Source organism: Bacillus sp. BS98, from assembly GCF_008432245.1.
In the GTDB taxonomy this organism is placed as follows: Bacteria; Bacillota; Bacilli; order Bacillales; family Bacillaceae_G; genus Bacillus_A; species Bacillus_A toyonensis.
The window spans coordinates 2,292,005-2,313,990 of record NZ_CP043830.1 but is presented as its reverse complement, the minus strand read 5'-3'; the positions used below and the strand labels follow the sequence as shown (position 1 = coordinate 2,313,990).

Genomic DNA, 21,986 nt, shown 5'->3' with positions numbered 1-21,986 from the left:
ACGTTTTTAACTAACATACATTATTATGACTCTATTATTAAGAAATAACTTCATAACTATTCTTTTTCTTTCCAAATGATTCATATATTTATTAAACATTTTACCGTTACTATAAACTACTACTATTAATAGAATAAAATGATAGTTCCATTCTAAAAATACTACACTTATTGGTATCTAATTTAAAAATGAGGTGATTTATATGCAAGATAAAAATGAAAAAATAAAAGAAGAACTACTATCAATGGCTCTTGAAATAATTCTTCCATACAGACTTACAGGACCTACTGGGAATACTGGGTCTACCGGAAATACTGGACCTACCGGAAGTACTGGACCTACTGGAAGTACTGGACCTACCGGAAGTACTGGACCTACCGGAAGTACTGGACCTACCGGAAGTACTGGGTCAATAGTTACAACAAACTCTATGTTCGCTAATAATACATTAGGTGGTCCCATCTCAGTTATATTAGGTGGAACTAATATTCCACTTTCTAATAACCAAAGCCTCGGTAATTTTACAGTTAACGCTTCAAACGATGTATTTACAATTCCTGTAACCGGAAGATATCATTTAACCTATCAAGTTAATACGACAACTTCTCTACTCGCTGGAACAAGGTTACTATTAAACGCTTCAACTCCACTTTCTGGCTCTATTTTTTCTCCCGCTATATCAACTTCAAATTATAATAATAATTTAATTACTAATTTAATTGCTGGTAATACAATTTCACTTCAATTATTCGGTATATTATCCATTATTAATTTAGTTGGAGGTGGTTCAACAGGTGCCTCTCTAACAATTATACGAATCGATTAAAAAATGATTCATTCTTTTTCTAATACACATTATTAAATACCAAGTCTGTCATAATAATAAGAACCACTCAATTATTTCATGGCGTTGATTACGTAACACAGAACAAATTGCACTATATTTATAGTAGAAACTATCTATACTAAATTTTCCGTATATACATTATCAATTTACACTCACCCTTACCGATGTTACATTAAATATGAAGACAGTTTCTCCTTTACGAACCATCTCTCAATACGTATTTGAGAAACGTACTCCAATCCTATACGCGAGAGCAATACTATGTTGACACTCAAACGAGTGTCTTTTTTTGTAATTTAACACAAAATAAAAACCACCTTGTATAGATGGTTTTATCTTTTATATATATAAATGCACACTTATGTAGCTGGGTAATAAATTGTCATGCTTAATCGAGTCAACGATTTCCCTAAATTATGATAAGAGTGTGATCTATCGGCCTTAAAACGAATGGAATCTCCACTATTTAATTTATACTGACAATTATTCACTTTTATTGTCAATTCTCCTTCAAATACCGTTATAAATTCTTCTGCTCCTTCTTTATGCCCTTCTGAACTCAGTTCCCCTTCTGTTTCTATTTCAACTGTATACATTTCAAAATTTCTATCATCTTGAAAAGGAAAAGAAGGATACACTTTATATCTCCCATTATCTTCAGACAATACTTGAACATCATCCCGTAAAACAACTTTTATATCGGGTTGTGGATTATTGATTAAAGAAGTAAAAGACACTTTCAATCCATTAGCAATTTTCCATATTGTTGTTAGTGTCGGACTTGATTCTCCTCTTTCAATTTGTCCAATCATCGTTTTACTCACTCCTGTTAATTGAGAAACCTTTTCTAAACTTAATTTTTCTTTTTCTCGTATTGTTTTTAAATTTTTCGCTAGAATAAGTTGAATTTCTTCCATAAAAAAACACCCCTACACTATATACAATATAACGACCGTTATGTATAATAAAAAGTACACGTTATATTGTTCTTTTCGGTCATTATAACACACAAAAATAATAAGGGGGTTTTGAAATGCCTATATTTTCTTTTTTATTATTTGTTTTTATAAGTAGTTTCACACCCGGCCCTAACAATTTTTTAGCTATGACATACGCCAATCAATACGGGTTAAAGAGGAGCATGCAATTTTGCTTTGGAGTAGCTTTCGGCTTTTTCATCCTCACTTCTTTATGTAGTTTCTTTAATGTAGTATTACTTAATATCTTACCCATAATCGAATTCCCTTTAAAAGTTTTAGGTGTAACATACATGTTATATTTAGCTTTTAAAATACTCACTAGTAAAGGCAGTACGAATCCCAGTGAAAAAGATAATAAAAACTTATTTACAGTGGGGATTTCTCTTCAATTCGTTAACCCTAAAGGGATATTATTCGGACTGACTGTAGTATCGACTTTCATACTCCCTTACTACAATTCATATTCAAGTTTTCTACTTTTTTCATTATTTCTAGGTGTAGTCGGTTTAATGAGTACATGTAGTTGGAGTTTATTTGGTTCAATATTCCAAAAATTATTAATAAAACATAACCAATTATTTAACATCATTATGGCCGTTTTATTAGTCTTCAGTGCCGTTTCAATCGTTATACACTAGTTCAATGCTCATTCTAATTTTAGATTTTTGTACTTTTTCATACCAATCTATATTTCCTAATCTTTGTCCTTAATGTCATAAATATTTAGTTTCCACACCCATCTGTTTTTTATTCACATACTGCCCTTAACTAACTACTTTTCTCTAGTAGAACTTTGATATGGGAATATTGTTGTACACAGATCCGCCCTTATTTATTCTCGTATTACCAGCCTATAACCTTTCATACCGTTTCATTGAGCACCTGATGCTGGATCGGAAATAAAGTATGGTAATCCCTTTAAAGTTTTTTCAATTCTAGATTATCTATCTTCTAAAACAAAGTACTCAAAAAAGAAAACCACAACTTAAAACATTAGTTGTGGTTTTCTTTTTTCGTAATATTCACTTTAAAGTCTATTTATAATAATACTGAAAAATACGGTATAATATAAGTTACTGTTCTTTGGGAGGGTTATAATGTCTGATAAGTATAAAATTTTCATTCTTATTGTTACCGCATTTTTTTCTTTCTTTTCCTTAATAAAAGATTTCCGCAACACTTCAAAAAGTTTCTTTTGGGGTAGTTTTGTAATTCTTACAAGCTTCATAATACTTTTAACACTCGTTTTAGATTTAACTCAAATACTCCTATATTCAACGCAGATAGCGCTTGAGATTATTACAATACCACGTAAACTATTTCTACCATCTGTCACTGAGGCCGCTAGTTTTTACTAACAACTCGTAATTCTAAAAAAACACATAAATTACATACCTGAACAACTGTATATTCTACCCTTTTTGTAACTTAACTATGTTTAATCCGCATTTTTGCAACCTCAAACGCTATTCATATGTTTTACCAGAGATTCAAGGTGATACTGTCAAAGTATTTAATGAAAGACTATTGGGTTTAGCAATGTTTACAATCATTAAAAATGCGGTTTCTCTTTTCTACAGAAACCGCACCACATGAATATTATTATTAAATTTTAAACTGACTCGTATACAATTCAAAGTAAAATCCTCGATCTTCCATGAGAGATTCATGATTCCCTCTTTCTAAAATACTCCCATCCTTTATAACTAGGATTTGATCTGCCTTTTCAATCGTTTTGAGTCGATGAGCGATTACGAAACTCGTTCTACCTCTCATTAAATTGTTTAATCCTGCTTGAATTTGCAATTCTGTTCTCGTATCAATATTAGATGTCGCTTCATCAAGAATTAATATGTCCGCATCTGCTAAAATTGCCCTTGCAATCGCAAGAAGTTGTTTTTGTCCTTGACTTAAATTCGATCCTTCTGAAGCAATCTCTGTTTCATATTGTTTCGGTAAATGTTTAATAAAAGAATGTGCCGATGCAGCCTTTGCTGCATTGATTACTTCTTCATCACTTGCATGTAATCGTCCATAACGGATATTATCCATAATTGTCCCAGCAAATAAATACGTATCTTGTAAAACTACTCCTATTTTACTTCGTAAAGAATTGATATCATAATCTTTTATATCTTTTCCATCAATATGAATTTGTCCTTGCTGTATATCATAAAATCGAGTTAATAAGTTTATGATTGTTGTTTTTCCCGATCCCGTTGGACCAACTAAAGCAATTGTCTCTCCAGGCTGTGCCTTAAGACTTACTTCTTTTAAAATTGTTTTATTCTCCACATAACCAAACGAAACATTCTCAAGTTCAACATGCCCATGTATATTTTGTACAACGAATGCGTCTTTTTTATTTTGAATTTCTGGTACCTCATCCATAATTTCAAAAACACGTTCTCCACCCGCAACTGCCGCTTGAATCGTATTCATTAACGTTGCAAATTGACTTAGTGGTCTTGAAAATTGACGAGAATAATTAATAAACGCCGCAATGACACCTACTGTTGTCATACCGTTTAATACCATAACGGATCCAGTCCCAATTACAAGCCCCATTCCTAAGTTATTAATAAAGTTCATACTCGGAAAAATAAAAGCTGAAAATGTATCAGCCTTCGTTGCTGAAATTCTTAGTTGTTCATTAATTTTATTGAAATTTTGTACGGTTTCTTTTTCTTTCCCGTATAACGTTGTAACATCCGCGCCTGTTATAGCTTCTTCAATAAAACCATTTAATTCTCCTAAATCTTTTTGACGCTTTGCAAAGTTTTTACCACTATATGCAACAAGTTTTTTTGTAACGAAAAACATAATAGGTACTGTAATTAAAGTTACAAGTGCCAAAATCCAATTTAATGAGAACATCGCAATCGTCACACCTATAAAGGTTAACGCTGATGAAATAATCTGTACGACACTTTGCGTCAACGCTTGATTTAAATTGTCAATATCATTTGTCACACGGCTCATTAAATCACCTTGAGAACGTACATCAAAGAACCGTAAAGAAAGCGTTTGGATTTTCTCAAATATATCTTGTCGTATTTTTTGAATTGTCTTTAATGCAACATTAATCATGACATACGTTTGTAACCACGTTAAAAGCACCGTTACACCGTAAATTGCAATAAGTAACATACATATTCTTGCCGTACCGTTTAAATCTTTCGGTACAATATATTGATCTATAATTACTCCCATAAAATATGGACCTAATAACCCAAGTAATGTCGTAACAAATACTAGAAATATAACGAACATTAGAGCAGCCTTTTCATACCCCATATAGTTCCAAATCCGCTTTACAGTACCTTTAGTATTTTTAACTTTTCCACTCTTAGGCGAGTTACGTCCACCTTTATTAGCAAATTGTCCTTGAAAATTACGCATGTTCTTTCCCACCTTCTTTATGCAAATTACCACCTTGGGAAAGATAAATTTCCTGATATACCTCACATTGTTCTAGCAGTTGTTCATGTGTACCATCACCAACTAATTCACCATTATCTAATACGAGAATTTTATCAGCATCTATTATAGATGAGATTTTAGAAGCAATTAATAATGTCGTTGTTCCTTTATATTCTGTTCTTAATGCCGATTGAATGTTCGCTTCTGATTTCGCATCAACTGCTGATGTAGAATCATCTAATATAAGAATAGATGGTTTTCTCACAAGCGCTCTCGCAATGGATACACGTTGTTTTTGTCCACCTGATAAATTCGTCGCACCTTGTGTTAAGTTATAATGATACGATTCTTCCAACTTGTTAATAAACTCAGTCGCACACGCAGATGAAGCTGCTGTTTCCAATTCATCGTGTGTTGCATCTTCTTTACCGTAACGTAAATTCTCTTCTATACTTCCTGAGAACAACAATGCCGTTTGAGGTACAAAACCTATTGAAGCACGCAATTTTTGTAAATCGTACCTCTTAACATTTATTCCGTCAATACAAATTTCACCTTGCTCAATATCATATAAGCGTGGTAGCAGTTTAGCTAAAGTAGACTTACCACTCCCTGTAGAACCGATAATTCCTACTTTTTCACCTTTACGTATGCTGAATGAAATATCTTTTAAAACGTATTCATTATTTTTCGTATAACTATAACTAACATCTTTAAAATCAATATTTCCTTCGATTTTCTCAGGTTCAATTGCGTTAGCTTCGTTCATAATATCAACTTCAGTATTTAAGACTTGTTGTACACGATCCGCAGATGGAAAAGCTCGAGCAATTTGAATAAATACCATACTAATAGACATAAGTGCCATTAAAATGATATTCAAATAGTTTATAAATGCTAAAATCGCACCTACTTGAAGAGTTCCATTAAATACTTTTTCTCCACCAATCCATAGTGTTGCGACAATCCCACCACTTACAACTAGCATAATAATTGGCATCATTAAGGAAATAAGTTGCACAGCTCGAATATTTATCTTCGTTAAATTTGTATTCACATTTCCAAACTGAGAAATTTCATATTTTTGTCTTACATACGCTTTTATAACACGTACACCAGATAAATTTTCTTGTAACTTTGTATTCACTTTATCTAATGCTTCTTGCACCTTTTTAAACGTTCCACTCGCTTTACTTGCAATTAAAATAATCGCAAGTAATAAAATTGGTACAACTACAAGTAATATTGGAAATAACTCCCTCGCTGTTACAAAAACAATAATTATACTTCCGATAAATAACAAAGGGCCACGAACGAGAACACGTAAAGTCATCGTCATCGCCGATTGAATTGATGTAATATCATTTGTCACAATCGTTAATAATTTTCCGGTTCCAAATGTATCCCGATTTTTACTAGAAAATGTTTCTATTTTTGTAAACACATCTTTTCGTATGTCTGTAGCGAAATTTACAGCTGCTTTTGTAGAATACATCATACACCCAAGTCCTCCAACTAACCCAAGTGCCGCTGCTCCTATCATAAGAAGCCCCATTTTTATTACATAATTCAAATCCCTATTTGCAATCCCAACATCAATAATATGTTGCATAATAGTCGGTTGAATTAAGTCCATCGCAACCTCAAGTACCATAAATAGCGGTCCAATAATAGCGAAGAACATGTATGGTTTTAAATACTGTAATAGCTTGCGAAATGATTTCATACATAATCTCCTTTTTCCATGAAATTACCACTGAGTAATTCATACCCCTCCTTATTTAAACCCTATAGTTTGTAATTTCTTCTTTACTTTTATTATATTATGCAAATTAATATTTAACATTATTAAATGATAAGCATTAATGACTTTTCGGTCAATAAATGTGCTTTATAAATATACAAATACAAAAACCGCATTCTTAATGAAAAGAATGCGGTTTTTTATCTATATTTCTTCAATTGTAAAATCGAAAAACTCAGTCTCAAATCCTTTATTTTTAGAAGGACTACACGTGTAAAAGCCTATTTTAACAGGCTCATTCCCTATATCCTCCATTAAATGAGCGATTCTTATTTGTTCCCATCGCTGACTTATTTTCACATATATTGAATAATCACCGCGTTTTCGAATAATTCGAAAACGCAGTTGTTGCTTAGCTGCTTCAGTTGGATAATCTTGCGTTGACCAGTCAGAATATCCATTATTCGTTACGACAGCACCTAAATGAGATGGCCCCTCAGGGATATACTCTAAAGAAGTTTTTAACCAACAGTTCTCCGAAATCATAACAAAAAGACCTGCTTGATCGTATGTCGCATTTGGACTCATACGTAACTGAACTTCAGCCTGAAAATCTGTCATAATCTCATTATAAAATACATGACCATTCATTATTTCAAAGCCATAATGTGTTTTCAGCCAAAAATCTGTTTCTGCCTTCGAATGGACAATGAATGTATGATTTTCTTCCAGTTTGTAATATTTAGGTACATTCATTACGGTAAGTTGCTCAATATGATTTGGTATATATGATGTTTTCATAATTCTTCCATAAAAAAGCAATTAAATTAATATTTAAAACTCGGTTAACACCGGGAATTTATAACCTTTAAAATCTAATTCCTTATTACTTCGAACCATTAAATACTTACTAGTCTGTAATTCTGTATATTGTACATCATCAATTCCTAATTGATCTGGGCAAAAATAAAATTCAATCTCCTTAAATTCCCCAGAGATTTCCTCACATAATTCATCTAAAATCGGAAGTACCGGAGCAAACACTCCATATAATTTTAGTTTTTGATTTTCTATTGTAAAAACAATCAACGTATCTAATTTCTCTGAATAATATAGGTTTTCATTCCATGTTGAATCATACATATTTAAATAAAACGAAGAGCGGTAATTTAACGTTGAAAATGTATTAGAAAGCCTTTGGCCATTTTCAATCATCTCATGTATTAATTGTCTATCCTCTTCATTATAAAAATCTAACTTTTTAAGTTGAGAATCTTTATCACTCTTGTTTTCGTATGATAGTTCCATCAAATATTCTTGCACAATTTGAAAACCAAATGGTTTATATAGTTCTGGATTTTCAGTAAATAAAAGCGCACACTCACATTGCTCATCAATTTCTTCTATCATCTTACTAAACAATTGTTTCATTAACCCATGTCGACGATGATTCGGATGTGTCATTACCGATTGAATACCCACTGCATTTATTTTTTCACCATTCATTAAAAGCGGAAGTGAAAATGCAGCAACATTCGCAATCACTTTGTTATCTTGTAAAAATGATAAAGCTTTATATGTATAATCCCAATATCCTTTCTCCGTAAAATCACGTAATGTTTGACTCTCAATACCAAACACTTCTTCAAATAAAGGAAATAACTGCTCTCTTTTCGGTTCTTCTATTAGAAGATTTGCAAATTTTTCAACATTCCCCATGTTGTCCCTCCATACTTCAATTCCATAAAATTATATATGGTTATATGACCTGACCTTAAAATAATAGGTCTTACAAATCAATATACTATCATAAAATATAAAAAAATAATCCAATTAATTTTATGTTTTCACAATTAGAAAAAAAGTCGAATAAAAAAATATTAAGATTTTTTTATATTAATAAGGTTATTATATAAAAACAGTGCTTTCTAGTTAGTTTTTACTATTAGAAATGCACTATTTATAAAAATATTTTTTTATTCTTTTATTCCTTCAAGCCTCTCCTTCGTATTTATTTCTTCTCCCCTCAGTCGCTTTTCAAATGTCTTTCTCCAACTAGTAGAAAGTGCATGTACTTCTAAAATTCTCTTTATCCCTTCTATATTTTGTTTTTCCTTATGCATAATACGATTAGCAAACGCTACTGTAATACTTATTGGATCAGACTTCAGCAACTTTAACGTATCAACTGGCGATACCCACCCTTCTTTTAATACACGAAAATAAAATCCTGTATATCCTGTTTCTTGAAAATACAGTGGTAACTTTGGAATATTGTATTTCTTAGCTAACTTAAAACAAGGTTGCCTTGGTTGCGTTACTTGTACTATCGCTTCTCCGAGCTCAAACGTATCACCGATACAAACATCCTCTTCACGCATACCACTTACTGTTATATTTTCTCCGAATGCTCCATATTCAAGGTCTTGATTCAATGTTTCTTCCCAATAACTATAATGTTCACCCGAATACACACAAACCGCTTTATCCACCCCTCCATGATGAACTAAATCCGCCTGACCATCACCTTTAAATTTTAAAAATGATAAATATATAGGTTCCTTTGTTTTCGTTTTATTTATACCCGTATGAATTAATTTTCCTCCATACATAACTTCTTTTGGGAATCCTATATTTAGTGATAGTACCTCATATAATTTATTCATCATAATTGCCTCTCTCACTTTCCGCACAATTTTTTAAAAGATTGATTTATTATTTCAAAACCTTTATCAATTTCTTCATTTGAAATAACTAGAGGCGGTAAAAAACGTAGTACATTATCAAATATCCCTGCCCCAATACTTATAAGCCCATTCTTCCAGAATTCATCAATTAATTGTACTGTTAGTTCTTTTGCTGGTTCTTTTGTTATACGATCCGTTACAAGTTCCATTGCAACCATTGCACCAATTCCACGAACGTCACCTATGACTTCGTATTTTAATTGCATTGCATGTAAATGTGACATTATTCTATTTCCAATTTGTTGAGCTCTTTCAACTAGGTTTTCTTCTTCCATAATTTCAAATACAGCAAGACCGGCTGCGCATGATAACGGACTTCCTGCAAAGGTCCCACCGATTTGACCCCTTCCAGGAACATCCATAAACTCAGCGCGCCCAACAATCGCACTTAATGGTAAGCCTCCAGCTATTGATTTTGATAATGCAATAATGTCAGGTTCTATATTAAAATGTTCCGTTGCAAACCATTTTCCAGTTCTGCCAAATCCAGTTTGCACTTCATCCATGATCATTAAAATTCCATATTGATCACAAATTTCCCGGATTCGTTTTACAAATAAAATGGAAGGAACAATAAATCCCCCTTCTCCTTGTACTGGTTCCATTACGATTGCCGCTACTTTTTCAGGTGATACTTCCTCTAAAAATTTTTCAAACTGATAGATGACTTGAGAATCCACTTCTTCAGAAGAAACTCCTTCTGCAGCTCTGTAATAGTACGGATACGACAATATATGCATGTCTGAAACGAACGGGCCAAATCCTGCTTTATATGGGTTTTCTTTCGTTGATAAAGACATCGTCATTAATGTTCTCCCATGAAATCCTCGTTCAAACGAAATTACTTTACTTCTCCCTGTTACTTTACGTGCGATTTTTACAGCATTTTCAATCGCTTCCGCACCACTATTTGCAAACATCGTTTTTTTCTTACTTGTTCCTGGTATTTTTTCATTAATTTTCTCTGCTAAAGCAATATAGTTTTCATATGGAGTTACATGAAAACAAGGATGAATAAATGACTTTGCTTGTTCTTGTACCGCTCTTACAACTTTCGGATGACAATGACCAACATTTTGCATTCCAATACCACCAGCAAAATCAATAAACTGATTCCCATCTACATCTGTAATGATCGCTCCGCTAGCTTTTTTTACATATAAAGGTGTTAAATGATATATTCCTGTCGGTACAGCCTCCTCATACCTTTTTTGAAGTACTTTTGAATAACTGCCTGGTAATACGCTCGATTTCAACAATTCCTCTTCACCTCATCTAATCTTTATCATCAATCTATTTCTAATAAAGTGATTATAAATCGCACAAAACCATTGTTCAATTCAATTATTTATATAATAATGATAGGTATATCCTATGATTAAATTTGAGGTGATTCCAATCGAATTACGACAATTAGAATACTTTTTAGCTGTTTCGAAAGAATTGCATTTCACAAAGGCAGCCGAAAAATTAAACATTTCCCAACCTTCACTAAGTCAACAAATACGTGCGTTAGAACATGAAGTAGGAATGCCACTTTTCGATCGAATTGGTAAAAAGATATCTTTAACTGAAGCAGGAAAGATTTTATTATCACATAGTAAAACCATTTTTCATGAAGTCGAACAAGCCCGTTCTGCTATCCAGGACTTAAATGGATTACAGTACGGATCCTTAACAATCGGCTCATTGTTAACCGTTGTAAATTATTTACTACCGCCAACCCTTTTACACTTCAATACTCTTTATCCAAACATTGAGCTTTCTGTGTTAGGACTTCGCACAGGAGAAATTCGCGAAAAATTGTTTCAAAACGAATTAGATATTGGTATTACATTTCTCCCGGTACAAGATAAAGAAATTGTTTCTATCCCGCTATATAAAAGTGAACTTACATTAGTTATTCCAATCGGTCATCCTTTAAGTGAGCTTGATCACGTGTCTATTAAAGAATTACAGAACTACCCTTTAATCCTTCTACCAAAAAACTTTTATTTAACAGAACTACTTACGACCTATTGTCAAAACTTTAGCTTCAAACCAAAACCAATTTTAGAAATTAGTACGATGGAATCTTTAATTCAAATGGTTTCAAAAGGTATGGGAATTACAGTGTTACCCAAACCGTATATAGACTTTTTGCAAAACGAAAACATTCAAGCTATTAAAATAGAAGATCCTACTCCAACTATAGATATAGGACTGATTTATAGAAAAGATAAATATATGTGCGCTGCAACTCGAGAATTTATTGAGCAACTAAAAATAACAGTACATTCTTTACAAAACTAATGGATATTTATAAAAACACTATAAAAACTAATTCATTTTAAATTCTCACTAAAATAAAAACTAGGATACTTTTACAATCAATAGTTTCCTAGTTCTTATAATACATGTGTAACTCTATTATGCTAAATGATTCCCTTTTCCACCAACGTCTCTGCGATTTGAACTGAATTCCAAGCCGCACCTTTTAACAAATTATCGGAAACGATCCAAAGATGGAATCCTTTTGGCGTATCAGGGTCTTTCCTAATTCTTCCGACAAACGTATCTATTTTCCCTTCTGCATATAATGGCATTGGATACAGCTGTTCACTAGGATTATCTTGTAAAATAACACCTGGTGCATCGAGCAGTACTTCTTTAATTTCTGTAACAGTTGTTTCTTTTTCAAGTTCTATATAAACTGATTCTGAATGACCTGATACAACTGGAACACGTACACAAGTAGCTGCCATTTTCAGGTTTGGGTCTTCTAAAATTTTCTTCGTCTCTTGAATCATCTTTACTTCTTCAAAAGTGAAATCATTATCAGTGAATATATCTACTTGAGGCAGTACATTAAACGCAATTGGATAATGCTTTTTATCTTTTTTCACTGGTAATATAGCACTCTTCACTTCTTCACCTGTAAGCATCGACTTAGCTTGTTCTTTTAATTCATGAATCGCATGAATTCCAGAACCTGATACAGCTTGATAAGTGGAAACGATAATTCGTTCTAAACCGAATGATTTTCGGATTGGCTGAAGAGCTGTTACCATCTGTAATGCTGAACAATTCGGAACTGCAATAATACCGTTATGCTCCTTTAAAGTGTGTGAATTAACCTCTGGAACAACGAGCGGTACATCGTGCACCATTCGGTACTCACTTGTGTTATCAATTACGATTGCGCCACTAGAAACTGCGTGATTTACAAATTGTCTAGACACTTCTCCTCCAGCACTGAAAAAGGCAATATCTACACTTTCAAAACTAGTTGTTTTTGCCTCTTGTATTGTAATCTCTCGCCCTTTAAATTGTACTTTCTTACCAGCAGATCGTTTTGACGAAAGGAATGTAACTTCAGCTATATTAAACTTTGTTTCTTGTTCTAACAGTTCAATAATTTTCTGACCTACTGCACCTGTAGCTCCAACAACAGCTACATGATAGCTCTTTTTACTCATTTTTTCTCCTCCAATACTGCTTACATGAATTTCCCCACAACATAATATTAAAAGAAATTTAATCATTTGAAAAATTGAAATACATGATATAATCATTCACAAATCATGATATTAAAAGAGGGGTCACTTATGGAAATGAGACATGTTAAAACATTTTGTGCCATTGTTAAGCATGGCGGTTTTTCTAAAGCTGCTCTTGCATTAGGTTATGCGCAATCTACTGTTACAGGGCATATAAAAGCATTAGAAAACGACTTACATATCCCTCTTTTCGATCGATTAGGGAAAAAAGTACTTCTTACAAAAGCAGGTCATCAATTTCATCCTTATGCATTAGAATTACTTGCTATTTATGAAAAAGCACAAGAAATCCCTCAAAATAATGATTATTTGGAAGGGACGTTAAGTATTACATCTAACGAATCGTTAGCAGTGTACCGTTTACCACAATTATTACGTACTTACAAACAGCAAAATCCGAAAGTAAATATCGTTCTTGAGACTACTACAAATGAACATGCACTGAAAAAGCTACATGAAGGAGAAACAGATGTTATCTTCTTAATTGGTGAAAGTATAGCACATAACGATTTTATTATACGTACTTTTTGTAATGAAACATTCGGATGGATTTTACCTATTCATTCCCCCGTACAGGAAAATCCATTTCGTTTATTACAGGATACTCAGTTTATTTTTACAGAACAAAGCTGCGGTTATCGACCAATGGTCGATCGTTTTTTGCGTCAAAGCGGAAATATTCTAGAAAAAACATTTGAAACTTCTAATGTTGAAGTCATTAAACAAGCTGTTATGTGTGAATTAGGAATTTCAATTCTTCCTTACATCGTTGTACAAGAGAATTGTCAAAAGGAACAAATACGTTTTCAACCTATCGAAACTCCAGCCGTTATTCAAAGTCATGTAATCTATCATAAATCTAGATGGATTTCCCCGGTACTACAGTCGTTTCTTTCCTTACTAGAGCGAGGCTAAATTATTAAAAATGTGCACAAAAAAAGAGTAACTGCCTAAAAAGCACTTACTCTTTTTCATTGATAAGTATATTATTTGTTAGCCTGTCCCCCACCTGCAATTAATTTACTACCTGAATATGTACCTTTTTGCATAAACACTTGATTAATTAATTCTTTTTGTTCAGCTTGCGACATTATTCCTTTTCCTTCTCCTAAATTCCCACTTTGCAATTTCCAAATTTTATTATGATCCACATCAACCTTTTCATATTTCCCTTGTTTCCATCGTTCTAAAATATCCACATATGTATTTTTTTGTGCAACATCATTACTATTTATAATTTCAAGTAAACTTTCAATACGTTCTTGTGTGATAAAAATATAGCCCCATTTTTGTTCAGCTTTCGTTTTTTGGTGTGCCATTTCATGTAACGCTGTCTGTATGTTCTCATCTGTCCATTTAAAATTTTTATTAAAACCACTATTAGGTAATGAATGATTGCCATTTTCTAAAAGCTTCGCATCTTCGGCTTTTACATTACTATCAGCTAGCACTTCTACTGCCGGAGCTGCTGGCGTTGACTTTTTCGCAACTGGTTTACTATTATTCAAATAATAAAGCATACCATATGTTAAACCTACTCCGATTACTGCCATACCAGCTATAATACCGATTATTTTAAATAGTGTTTTCATCTCGCTTATTTCCTCCCAAATATCTCTGTTCTTACTACCTCATTATTTCTTATATAAAACAGTTCCTTCATTCAAAATAGTTCATCCCATCCCCTACCATATTATTTATATATATTTCCTTATATTGTATTTCTTTTTTTGTAAAATTGAAAGATTATTCCGTCAAAATCCAAAAATATTCTACAAAATTTCCCTTTATATTTATATGGAAACAAAAAACAACGAGCGCCTTCTACAACACTCGTTGTTTTTACTTTATGCACGATTTTCTTTTAACCACTCCGTAATAGCATCTAACCTCGAAACATCAAAACGTCTATCTTCACATACGTTTAAGCTGTTTAAACTTTTCACAATTTCTAATTCATTCGACTTTATACTTTTTGCTTCAATCAATTTACAGTACCCGTCTGTGACGGTATTTAAATTTTCATAATAACACTGCAACGATTTTGATATATGTAAATGTTTTTCAAAGTTTCTTCTGCTTCTCGTCTCATCAAATTCTTTTCGTTTTCTAGGTTCTTCATCATTCGTGTACAAATAAAAATATTGATCTGGAAAACCAATTTCCCTATTTATCATCTTTTCTTTATAAAAGTTTTCTATTAAAGATAAAGGCTGATTAAATATATCAAAATGAAAACACCAATTATAACTAAGTGGCTGATATATATCCCCATCAAGTATTACTAATTCATATTGCTGCGATTTTTGCACTGCCATATTCCAGCGCTCTACTTGTTTTTCAAAATACCATGTTCTATGTTCATTTTTTGGTCTTTCAAATAAAAAATTCACTTCAGGTATAATGAAGGCTCCATAATTGTTTTCTAGTTCACGGCATGTTGTACTTTTCCCAACAGCACTCGCTCCCTCAAACGCTATAATCCCCATAGTTTCTCCCACTTTCATTAACTAAAATCTCGTTGTTTCGCTCTTCTCCCCCATAACTGTCTCCATAAAACAATTGAAGCGATAGAAAGCATTATTGTTGTAATAATACTACCTTCAATCCCAAATGAGCCTCCATGAAGGACTTCATTTCCATTTTTTACAGGTTTAAATAGTGGTGTTGAATATATCGTCATTCCACTAACGGCAAAGCCATAAACGTTATATTGTGCCCAATTCCAAATGGAATGCCATGCACAAATCCCCCAAAGACTACTGTCCTTTAAAACGTAAAAAGCTGCAAATACGCCAACTAATATTATATTCGATATTGAAAGAATTGTAATTCCTGGATTAAGCAAATGAAGAAAACCAAATAAAAAGGACGTCACAACAATTCCAATCCATATACGGCTTCTAACAGAAAGAACTGGGAATAACCAACCTCTTACAACAATTTCTTCAGTGGCCCCTTGTATTAAAAATGCGACTAAAGATCCTACAATACCAAATATAACTGTCATCGTAATTTCTTGCATTTGTAGTTTTACATTTCCTGTTAATATGAGTAAAATTACTGGTATCGAAATGAAAATACACCCTATTAGTGCCCCTCTCAAATACTTTCTCATCCATTGCTCATTCCAAAAACCAATAGATGAAAACGACCTTTTCTCTACAAATTTAATCCATAAAAACACAAAAAATATAGCCCCGCCAAACGTTAATATCATCTCAATATTGCTATAAATTTCCTTCATAAAAGTTGTTTCTGTTTTCGGTAAAAACAGCATAAATAACATAAACAATTCACCTAAAGTTAAAAATACAATTGCAAGTATAACAGCAAAGACAGGGTGAACTTTCCTTCTTCCTTCTTTTGCTGCTTCGATTATTTTAAATTGTTTATTTTGCAATATTCATCCTCCTAATTATTGTAATCATCTTTATTCTTAAAAAATATACCGTTTCCTTTAAACATACTTTTTTATATAAATGATTTCTGTTTGGAATACATTCAGATTAGGAATAATATATAAATAAAAGAGATGTCTTTGTGCGTTTTACCATTATCGCCCAAATTACTCACTGGTATTACCAGCACTTGCTATTTCACACCATTTGTTGTAAGATAGTAATTAAGGTCAATTTAACAATATATTTTCTTTGCATATTATCAAGTATCAATCAGGACCATTTCGTACTCCTTATGGATTTTTGATAATATGTGAACTTTTATTTTCATTCAAATAAGGCCGATCATATTGTAATCTTTTTAAATTTTAGGAGGCATTACCATGACATTAACAGGTAAAGTAAAATGGTTTAACAGCGAAAAAGGTTTCGGTTTCATCGAAGTTGCAGACGGTAACGACGTATTCGTTCACTTCTCAGCTATCACTGGCGACGGCTTCAAGTCTCTTGACGAAGGTCAAGAAGTTAGCTTCGAAGTTGAAGACGGTAACCGTGGACCTCAAGCTAAAAACGTTGTAAAGCTATAATTCAAACAATAAAAAGGTTGTTACCAGCTCGGTTAACAACCTTTTTAATATATAACTAAAATTTTTTACATAAAAGGAGTGGTTACATGTATCGCAATCGAAAGAACGATGTAGCAGAAGTACCACCAGAACAAACACCTGTTTGGGAATGTGAATCAGAGGATTGTTTAGGATGGATGAGAAAGAACTTTTCATTTGAAGAAGAACCTAAATGCCCTTTATGTAAAAGTAGCATGAAAAGCGGAGAACGTTTATTACCTAAGTTAGGTTAATTTTACTTAACCCCTCTTTTAATAAGAGGGGTTTTTATTAAATATTTAATTCCTCTACATCTGTTCGCACTATAGAATATAACAATGCATCGTGTTGTTTATTTCCTTGATGAATATAGCCGCGTAACAAACCTTCCTTTTGAAAACCTATTTTAGATAGCATTTTACAAGAAGTAACGTTTTCAGGATATGTAATAGCTCCAATTCTATATAAACCTAAATCTTGAAATCCATAATGAATGATTTCCCCGGCTGCTTCCGAAGCATATCCCTGCCCCCAATAACGCGGATGCAAATCATACCCTATTTCAGATCGTTTACTCCATAATTGTAAATTATTCAACCCAATTGTCCCAATTAAAGTGTTTGTTTCTTTTAACACAATCCCCCATCGTATTGCCTTTTTCTCAAAGTAATTTTTCGAAAAAGATTCAATCATACGTGAAGCTTGGCCAAATTCCGTAAAAGAATTCATACCGTAATAACATGTAACTTCATCCAATGAAAAGATTTCATATATTTTTTGACAATAAGATTGTTCTATTTCAACTAAACGCAAGCGCTCTGTTTCTAATATAGGGAATACCACAGGATCACTCCTTTCTCTCTACTAATTTATTATAGCAGAAAAAATATTCATAATTAGGCAAGTCCTCAATGTCCCACTAATCAAATATTTCTAATGACTCTTTTCCTTTTTATTCTATAACAAGTAAGAGTATACCTTCTTACTTGTTGATTACCGCCTTGGTCATATAATGTAATTTATATTTTGCTTATTTCGCTTTACATAATACCAATATCCCTCCAGATACATCCGTTCGCTCATTATAAGAATAATTTCCATTCTAAAACAACAGACTAATTCATACATTAATGTTAAAATATAGAAAATATTCCATTCTATTATGGAGGTGTAAAAATTCTATGTATATATTCATCAGCTTAGCCCTCTTACTCATTTTGCTTATTTTTTTATTCGCAAAAAAATTCACACCAAACTCATCCATGATGACTAACTTTAAAGGAAATAGCTTTAAGACATTTTCAATTGGTATATTAATCGCTGCCACACTCTCTCTTTCATATGGAATCTATCACGCAGCAACATATCAACCTAGTTATTTAGATATTAAATTACATAACCAAAACTACACCGTTTTCGGTAATGTGGGCGAGTTCGGTTATTTCTCAGCGAACTTACCGAAAAAAGATGTAGAAGTTGAACTGTATTTCGCCTCTTGGGAAACATTACAGTTTAAAAATCCAGAAATATTCATAGATTATCCTTCAGGCAAACAAGAATTTTGGAGGGCAAGTATAGTATCAATATCCACAAATAAACTAAAAGAAAAACACAACATAAAAGAAATTTATCAACTCTCACCATACTCATTTAAAGAGTCTGGAAATATTACATTAACAATAAAAGAGAATAATGGAAGAACTAAAAAAGTTTCCATTCAAGTGAAATAAATAAAAAACTGTCCCTCCAGTAGACTGAATGGACAGTTTTTACATATGTATTCTATATTATTATTTTAACTCTTCACTTAATGTAGTTATTATTTCTTTGGCCGTATTCTTCCCGTTTCCAATACATGCACCAATTCCAACACCGTAATATGAAGCGCCAGCTAAATATACATTAGGATATAGAGCAGTCAATTTTTCATTTAATGCTTGAACCGCTTGATTATGTTCTAAATGATATTTCGGCATTAAATCTTTCCAATTTGTAACTTCAACTACTTCTGGTTCACCTTTAATTCCAAGACTCTTTTCAATATCATATAAAGCGACTCGTACTAATTCTTCTTCACTATAATTTTTGATCGTTTCATATATCGGATTGGTACTCTTATAAAACATTCTTACTAAAAGCTTTTGTGTACCCGATGTATGTTTCCACTTCCGGCTTGTCCATGTACAAGCATCACAATGTAAATCACTGTTTTCTGTTACGATAAACCCTGTACCGTCCGCCGGTAGTTGTTCATCTGGAATGTCAAAACCTAAATAAATACTAATAAGTGATGAATTTTTAAATTTATTAAAATGCTCGTTTAACTCATTAGATTGTAATAAAGTTTGTGCTATATCATGCGGAGCTGCTAAAACAACATAATCAGCTTGGATTGATTCCTGATTTGCAATAGAAATCTCATATTGATCTCCTCGTTTACTTACAGCCGTCGTTACAGCACCTTTTTTTATGACAGTTTCAGTTAACTTTTCTTCTAAGCGATTAATTATCGTAGATAGTCCACTTTTAAATGATACAAACTTTTTATTTCCTGCTGATTGAAATTGCTTTTTATTCTCTTCAAAACCTTTCATAATACTTCCATATTTATTTTTATAATCAAGTAAATACGGTAATGTTGATGCCATTGTAAGCTCATTCAATTTACCAGAATACACGCCTGAAAGTACCGGCGCAATTTGTCTTTCCACTAACTCTTTTCCTAAAAAGCTTTCTAAAAATAGAGCAAGTGATGTATCTTTCGTAAACTCTTTATTTTTCGTTATAAAATCTTTTAAAGCAACAATTTTCCCTTTCGTTGAGACTAGCGTACTGCTAAACAACGACTCGACACTCATCGGAATACCAAATATACTGTCAGAAGGAATTGGGTGTAAAATATTATCAGAATATATGTATGAAATACCCGTTTCGTTATATACCATTTCTTCTTCTAAGTTTAAATCTTTTACAAGCGGCATAACATGTTCATTGCGAGCAACGATAGAATCCGCTCCTGATTCCATAATAAAATCCTGTTCTTCAACACTATGGATTTTACCACCTAAAGACTCTTCTTTCTCGACAAGGATTAAATGTAAATCGATATTATAATCCTTTTTTAATTTTTCTAAATAAAACATAGTAGAAAGTCCCGTTATACCTCCACCGATAACAACAACTGTTTTCATATGTGCTGCGCTCCTAACCGATACAATTAATCATTCTTTTATTATTATACCCAATACTCCTTACATTCGACTAGCGGCTTGCGCATTCTGTAAAAAATTTGACACTATATACGAATACATTTATATACATTTAATCCGTACATAACCATCATTGTAAATGAATATATAAAAAAGAACTATAACATTTACAAATCACGTCATAGTTCTCTCTATTTTAAAAACATAAAGTAATTGATCAGTTTGTCTATTTCTTGACTTAATGCCAGTACTTTTTCATGTTGAATTCCATAATCCGATACTAAATATAAAAGTTCTTCTTTTTTTATTTCAATTACCTTTTCCAATTTTACTAGTTCCATGTCGATTTACTTCTCTCCAAACATAAAATGTATGTTATTTAGTATAGCCTACTTACATAATTAGTAAAAGTAAAATACACATGTAAAATCTTACATATTTGAAAAAACAATATGCTACTAACAAAAAAAGAAACTTATATCCTCCCTTTTTACAGATTATTAAAATTCATTACGAATGAATAACATACCGGAATTGTTCTAAGGTTATACCTTTATATTCCGGAGCTCTCTTTATATGATCAAAATAACTATATGAGAATTTGAAAACATGTCCAAAATCCCAATCAAATTCACTATAGTCCTTTAGCCAAAATTGATTTTCAGTTGGTAATACGTGAGCACGTTTAGATTCAATTAAAGGCAAATGATCTATAGGAGAATGTAGATTTATTTTAGTATTCAGCATAAGTTTTTTACTAGCACGCAGTACGTATACTAGTTTTAAAAGCGGACGTATCCCTCGTTGAAATACATCTTTATGTCCTAAATCATACATTATATTAATTGCGTGGGAAAAAGTAAGCATATGGCCAATTAAATCATGATGTGATTCTGCTCTATAAATAACCTTAAACTCCGATAGTTCATTTAAAATAAACTTAGATAATTGTTTTGGATTTCTTAATTCACTTTGTATCTCGTCATATATACTTAATTGTTTAACTTCTTTCGTCGTAAAACCAATCCACGATCTACCAGGAATTGTTTTTTGAAATGATAATATAAGATCAGTTATCCCTTCTATCGCTTGATTATTTCCCCATTTTTGTAGCTCTTTCATAGCTAATAAACTTAATGCCGCATAAATGACGTTATGCCCGACCCAATGAAGTTCATCAATTGTATATTCCAATGATTTTATTATCTTTTTTTCAGCACTTTGAAAATCAATTTCTTCTTTACTATCGATGATTTCATCTAAGTTTTTCTTGTTCAGCATCATTTTTGTATGAGAATGCATATTACGAGCTATCTCTTCTTCAATATTATTATCCTTCATGAAAAAATAACTAGCAATTGCCGCTGCCCCGTAATGTGCATGCCAAATATCCTTTGTTTGTTTTTTGCATTGAGAAATAATTGAAAGGCCGCCTTTTAACAAACTTTTATTTTCCATTTTCTATCCCCCATAATAAAACTCACTTTATAT

23 protein-coding genes are annotated in these 21,986 nt (G+C 32.3%); 8 read left to right on the top strand and 15 right to left on the bottom strand.

Annotated elements, in window-relative coordinates; genetic code table 11:
• Window positions 1–202 precede the first annotated feature (202 nt).
• The gene (locus F0362_RS11975) at window positions 203–826 is read left to right on the top strand and encodes a collagen-like protein (RefSeq protein ID WP_149889775.1); all 624 of its coding nucleotides are present in this window, start codon (window positions 203–205) and stop codon (window positions 824–826) included.
• Window positions 827–1,206: 380 nt separating this feature from the next.
• Here F0362_RS11975 and F0362_RS11970 read toward each other — a convergent pair whose 3' ends face one another.
• Window positions 1,207–1,764, bottom strand: coding sequence for a helix-turn-helix domain-containing protein (locus F0362_RS11970; protein WP_000391306.1), 558 nt, complete (start codon window positions 1,762–1,764; stop codon window positions 1,207–1,209).
• A gap of 116 nt (window positions 1,765–1,880) precedes the next feature.
• On the opposite strand from F0362_RS11970, the gene F0362_RS11965 reads away from it, so the two are divergent.
• Window positions 1,881–2,465, top strand: coding sequence for a LysE family translocator (locus tag F0362_RS11965; protein ID WP_001121301.1), 585 nt, complete (start codon window positions 1,881–1,883; stop codon window positions 2,463–2,465).
• 459 nt (window positions 2,466–2,924) lie between these two features.
• On the top strand, window positions 2,925–3,185 hold the full coding sequence (locus F0362_RS11960; RefSeq protein ID WP_149889774.1) for a hypothetical protein: 261 nt from the start codon (window positions 2,925–2,927) through the stop codon (window positions 3,183–3,185).
• Window positions 3,186–3,432: 247 nt separating this feature from the next.
• On the opposite strand, the gene F0362_RS11955 is transcribed toward F0362_RS11960, so the two are convergent.
• The 6 genes from F0362_RS11955 to gabT form a co-directional block, all read right to left on the bottom strand.
• On the bottom strand, window positions 3,433–5,229 hold the full coding sequence (locus tag F0362_RS11955; protein WP_149889773.1) for an ABC transporter ATP-binding protein: 1,797 nt from the start codon (window positions 5,227–5,229) through the stop codon (window positions 3,433–3,435).
• A complete protein-coding gene (locus F0362_RS11950; RefSeq protein ID WP_000834798.1) occupies window positions 5,222–6,976 on the bottom strand; it encodes an ABC transporter ATP-binding protein in 1,755 nt (584 codons plus the stop codon). Before F0362_RS11950 ends, F0362_RS11955 begins: the two co-directional genes overlap by 8 nt.
• Before the next feature lie 222 nt (window positions 6,977–7,198).
• Complete coding sequence (locus F0362_RS11945; RefSeq protein WP_000858459.1) at window positions 7,199–7,795, bottom strand: DUF1349 domain-containing protein; 597 nt, start codon at window positions 7,793–7,795, stop codon at window positions 7,199–7,201.
• A 33-nt stretch (window positions 7,796–7,828) separates the two neighbouring features.
• Window positions 7,829–8,713 (bottom strand): GNAT family N-acetyltransferase, encoded by an 885-nt coding sequence (locus F0362_RS11940; protein WP_000528654.1) that lies wholly within the window; start codon window positions 8,711–8,713, stop codon window positions 7,829–7,831.
• A gap of 257 nt (window positions 8,714–8,970) precedes the next feature.
• Window positions 8,971–9,663, bottom strand: coding sequence for an MOSC domain-containing protein (locus F0362_RS11935; protein ID WP_002038647.1), 693 nt, complete (start codon window positions 9,661–9,663; stop codon window positions 8,971–8,973).
• Between the two features lie 11 nt (window positions 9,664–9,674).
• On the bottom strand, window positions 9,675–11,000 hold the full coding sequence (gene gabT / locus F0362_RS11930) for a 4-aminobutyrate--2-oxoglutarate transaminase (protein WP_000920471.1): 1,326 nt from the start codon (window positions 10,998–11,000) through the stop codon (window positions 9,675–9,677).
• A gap of 130 nt (window positions 11,001–11,130) precedes the next feature.
• Between gabT and F0362_RS11925 the strand changes: the two genes are divergently transcribed.
• Entirely contained in the window at window positions 11,131–12,033 is a 903-nt protein-coding gene (locus F0362_RS11925; protein ID WP_079519513.1) for a LysR family transcriptional regulator, read from the top strand.
• A 122-nt stretch (window positions 12,034–12,155) separates the two neighbouring features.
• Here the strand turns inward: F0362_RS11925 and F0362_RS11920 are convergent, their stop codons facing one another.
• Complete coding sequence (locus tag F0362_RS11920) at window positions 12,156–13,199, bottom strand: aspartate-semialdehyde dehydrogenase (RefSeq protein WP_000039425.1); 1,044 nt, start codon at window positions 13,197–13,199, stop codon at window positions 12,156–12,158.
• Window positions 13,200–13,304: 105 nt separating this feature from the next.
• Between F0362_RS11920 and F0362_RS11915 the strand changes: the two genes are divergently transcribed.
• Window positions 13,305–14,195 carry a LysR family transcriptional regulator gene (locus F0362_RS11915; protein WP_002038649.1) on the top strand — a complete coding sequence of 297 codons (891 nt, stop codon included), beginning with the start codon at window positions 13,305–13,307 and terminating at the stop codon, window positions 14,193–14,195.
• Between the two features lie 71 nt (window positions 14,196–14,266).
• Here the strand turns inward: F0362_RS11915 and F0362_RS11910 are convergent, their stop codons facing one another.
• From F0362_RS11910 to F0362_RS11900, 3 genes are all read right to left on the bottom strand, one after another.
• Window positions 14,267–14,872, bottom strand: a complete 606-nt coding sequence (locus F0362_RS11910) for a PRK06770 family protein (protein ID WP_000853589.1) — start codon at window positions 14,870–14,872, stop codon at window positions 14,267–14,269.
• Between the two features lie 255 nt (window positions 14,873–15,127).
• The gene (locus F0362_RS11905; RefSeq protein ID WP_000862575.1) at window positions 15,128–15,787 is read right to left on the bottom strand and encodes a DEAD/DEAH box helicase family protein; all 660 of its coding nucleotides are present in this window, start codon (window positions 15,785–15,787) and stop codon (window positions 15,128–15,130) included.
• Complete coding sequence (locus F0362_RS11900; RefSeq protein WP_149889772.1) at window positions 15,787–16,683, bottom strand: CPBP family intramembrane glutamic endopeptidase; 897 nt, start codon at window positions 16,681–16,683, stop codon at window positions 15,787–15,789. The genes F0362_RS11905 and F0362_RS11900 overlap by 1 nt, the downstream gene beginning before the upstream one ends.
• Window positions 16,684–17,064: 381 nt before the next feature.
• Here F0362_RS11900 and cspD point away from each other — a divergent pair, with 381 nt between their 5' ends.
• Window positions 17,065–17,268 carry a cold-shock protein CspD gene (gene cspD, locus F0362_RS11895; protein WP_000176365.1) on the top strand — a complete coding sequence of 68 codons (204 nt, stop codon included), beginning with the start codon at window positions 17,065–17,067 and terminating at the stop codon, window positions 17,266–17,268.
• An 86-nt stretch (window positions 17,269–17,354) separates the two neighbouring features.
• A complete protein-coding gene (locus F0362_RS11890; protein WP_000286203.1) occupies window positions 17,355–17,540 on the top strand; it encodes a cold-shock protein in 186 nt (61 codons plus the stop codon).
• Between the two features lie 37 nt (window positions 17,541–17,577).
• On the opposite strand, the gene F0362_RS11885 is transcribed toward F0362_RS11890, so the two are convergent.
• A complete protein-coding gene (locus tag F0362_RS11885) occupies window positions 17,578–18,129 on the bottom strand; it encodes a GNAT family N-acetyltransferase (RefSeq protein ID WP_000231763.1) in 552 nt (183 codons plus the stop codon).
• 338 nt (window positions 18,130–18,467) lie between these two features.
• Here F0362_RS11885 and F0362_RS11880 point away from each other — a divergent pair, with 338 nt between their 5' ends.
• On the top strand, window positions 18,468–19,016 hold the full coding sequence (locus tag F0362_RS11880) for a hypothetical protein (protein WP_000275259.1): 549 nt from the start codon (window positions 18,468–18,470) through the stop codon (window positions 19,014–19,016).
• A gap of 60 nt (window positions 19,017–19,076) precedes the next feature.
• On the opposite strand, the gene F0362_RS11875 is transcribed toward F0362_RS11880, so the two are convergent.
• The 3 genes from F0362_RS11875 to F0362_RS11865 all read right to left on the bottom strand — a co-directional run bounded on the left by F0362_RS11875 (window position 19,077) and on the right by F0362_RS11865 (window position 21,953).
• Complete coding sequence (locus F0362_RS11875; RefSeq protein WP_149889771.1) at window positions 19,077–20,477, bottom strand: protoporphyrinogen oxidase; 1,401 nt, start codon at window positions 20,475–20,477, stop codon at window positions 19,077–19,079.
• 209 nt (window positions 20,478–20,686) lie between these two features.
• Window positions 20,687–20,836 carry an aspartyl-phosphate phosphatase Spo0E family protein gene (locus tag F0362_RS11870; protein ID WP_000424361.1) on the bottom strand — a complete coding sequence of 50 codons (150 nt, stop codon included), beginning with the start codon at window positions 20,834–20,836 and terminating at the stop codon, window positions 20,687–20,689.
• A gap of 169 nt (window positions 20,837–21,005) precedes the next feature.
• Complete coding sequence (locus F0362_RS11865; protein WP_000428913.1) at window positions 21,006–21,953, bottom strand: hypothetical protein; 948 nt, start codon at window positions 21,951–21,953, stop codon at window positions 21,006–21,008.
• Window positions 21,954–21,986 lie beyond the last annotated feature (33 nt).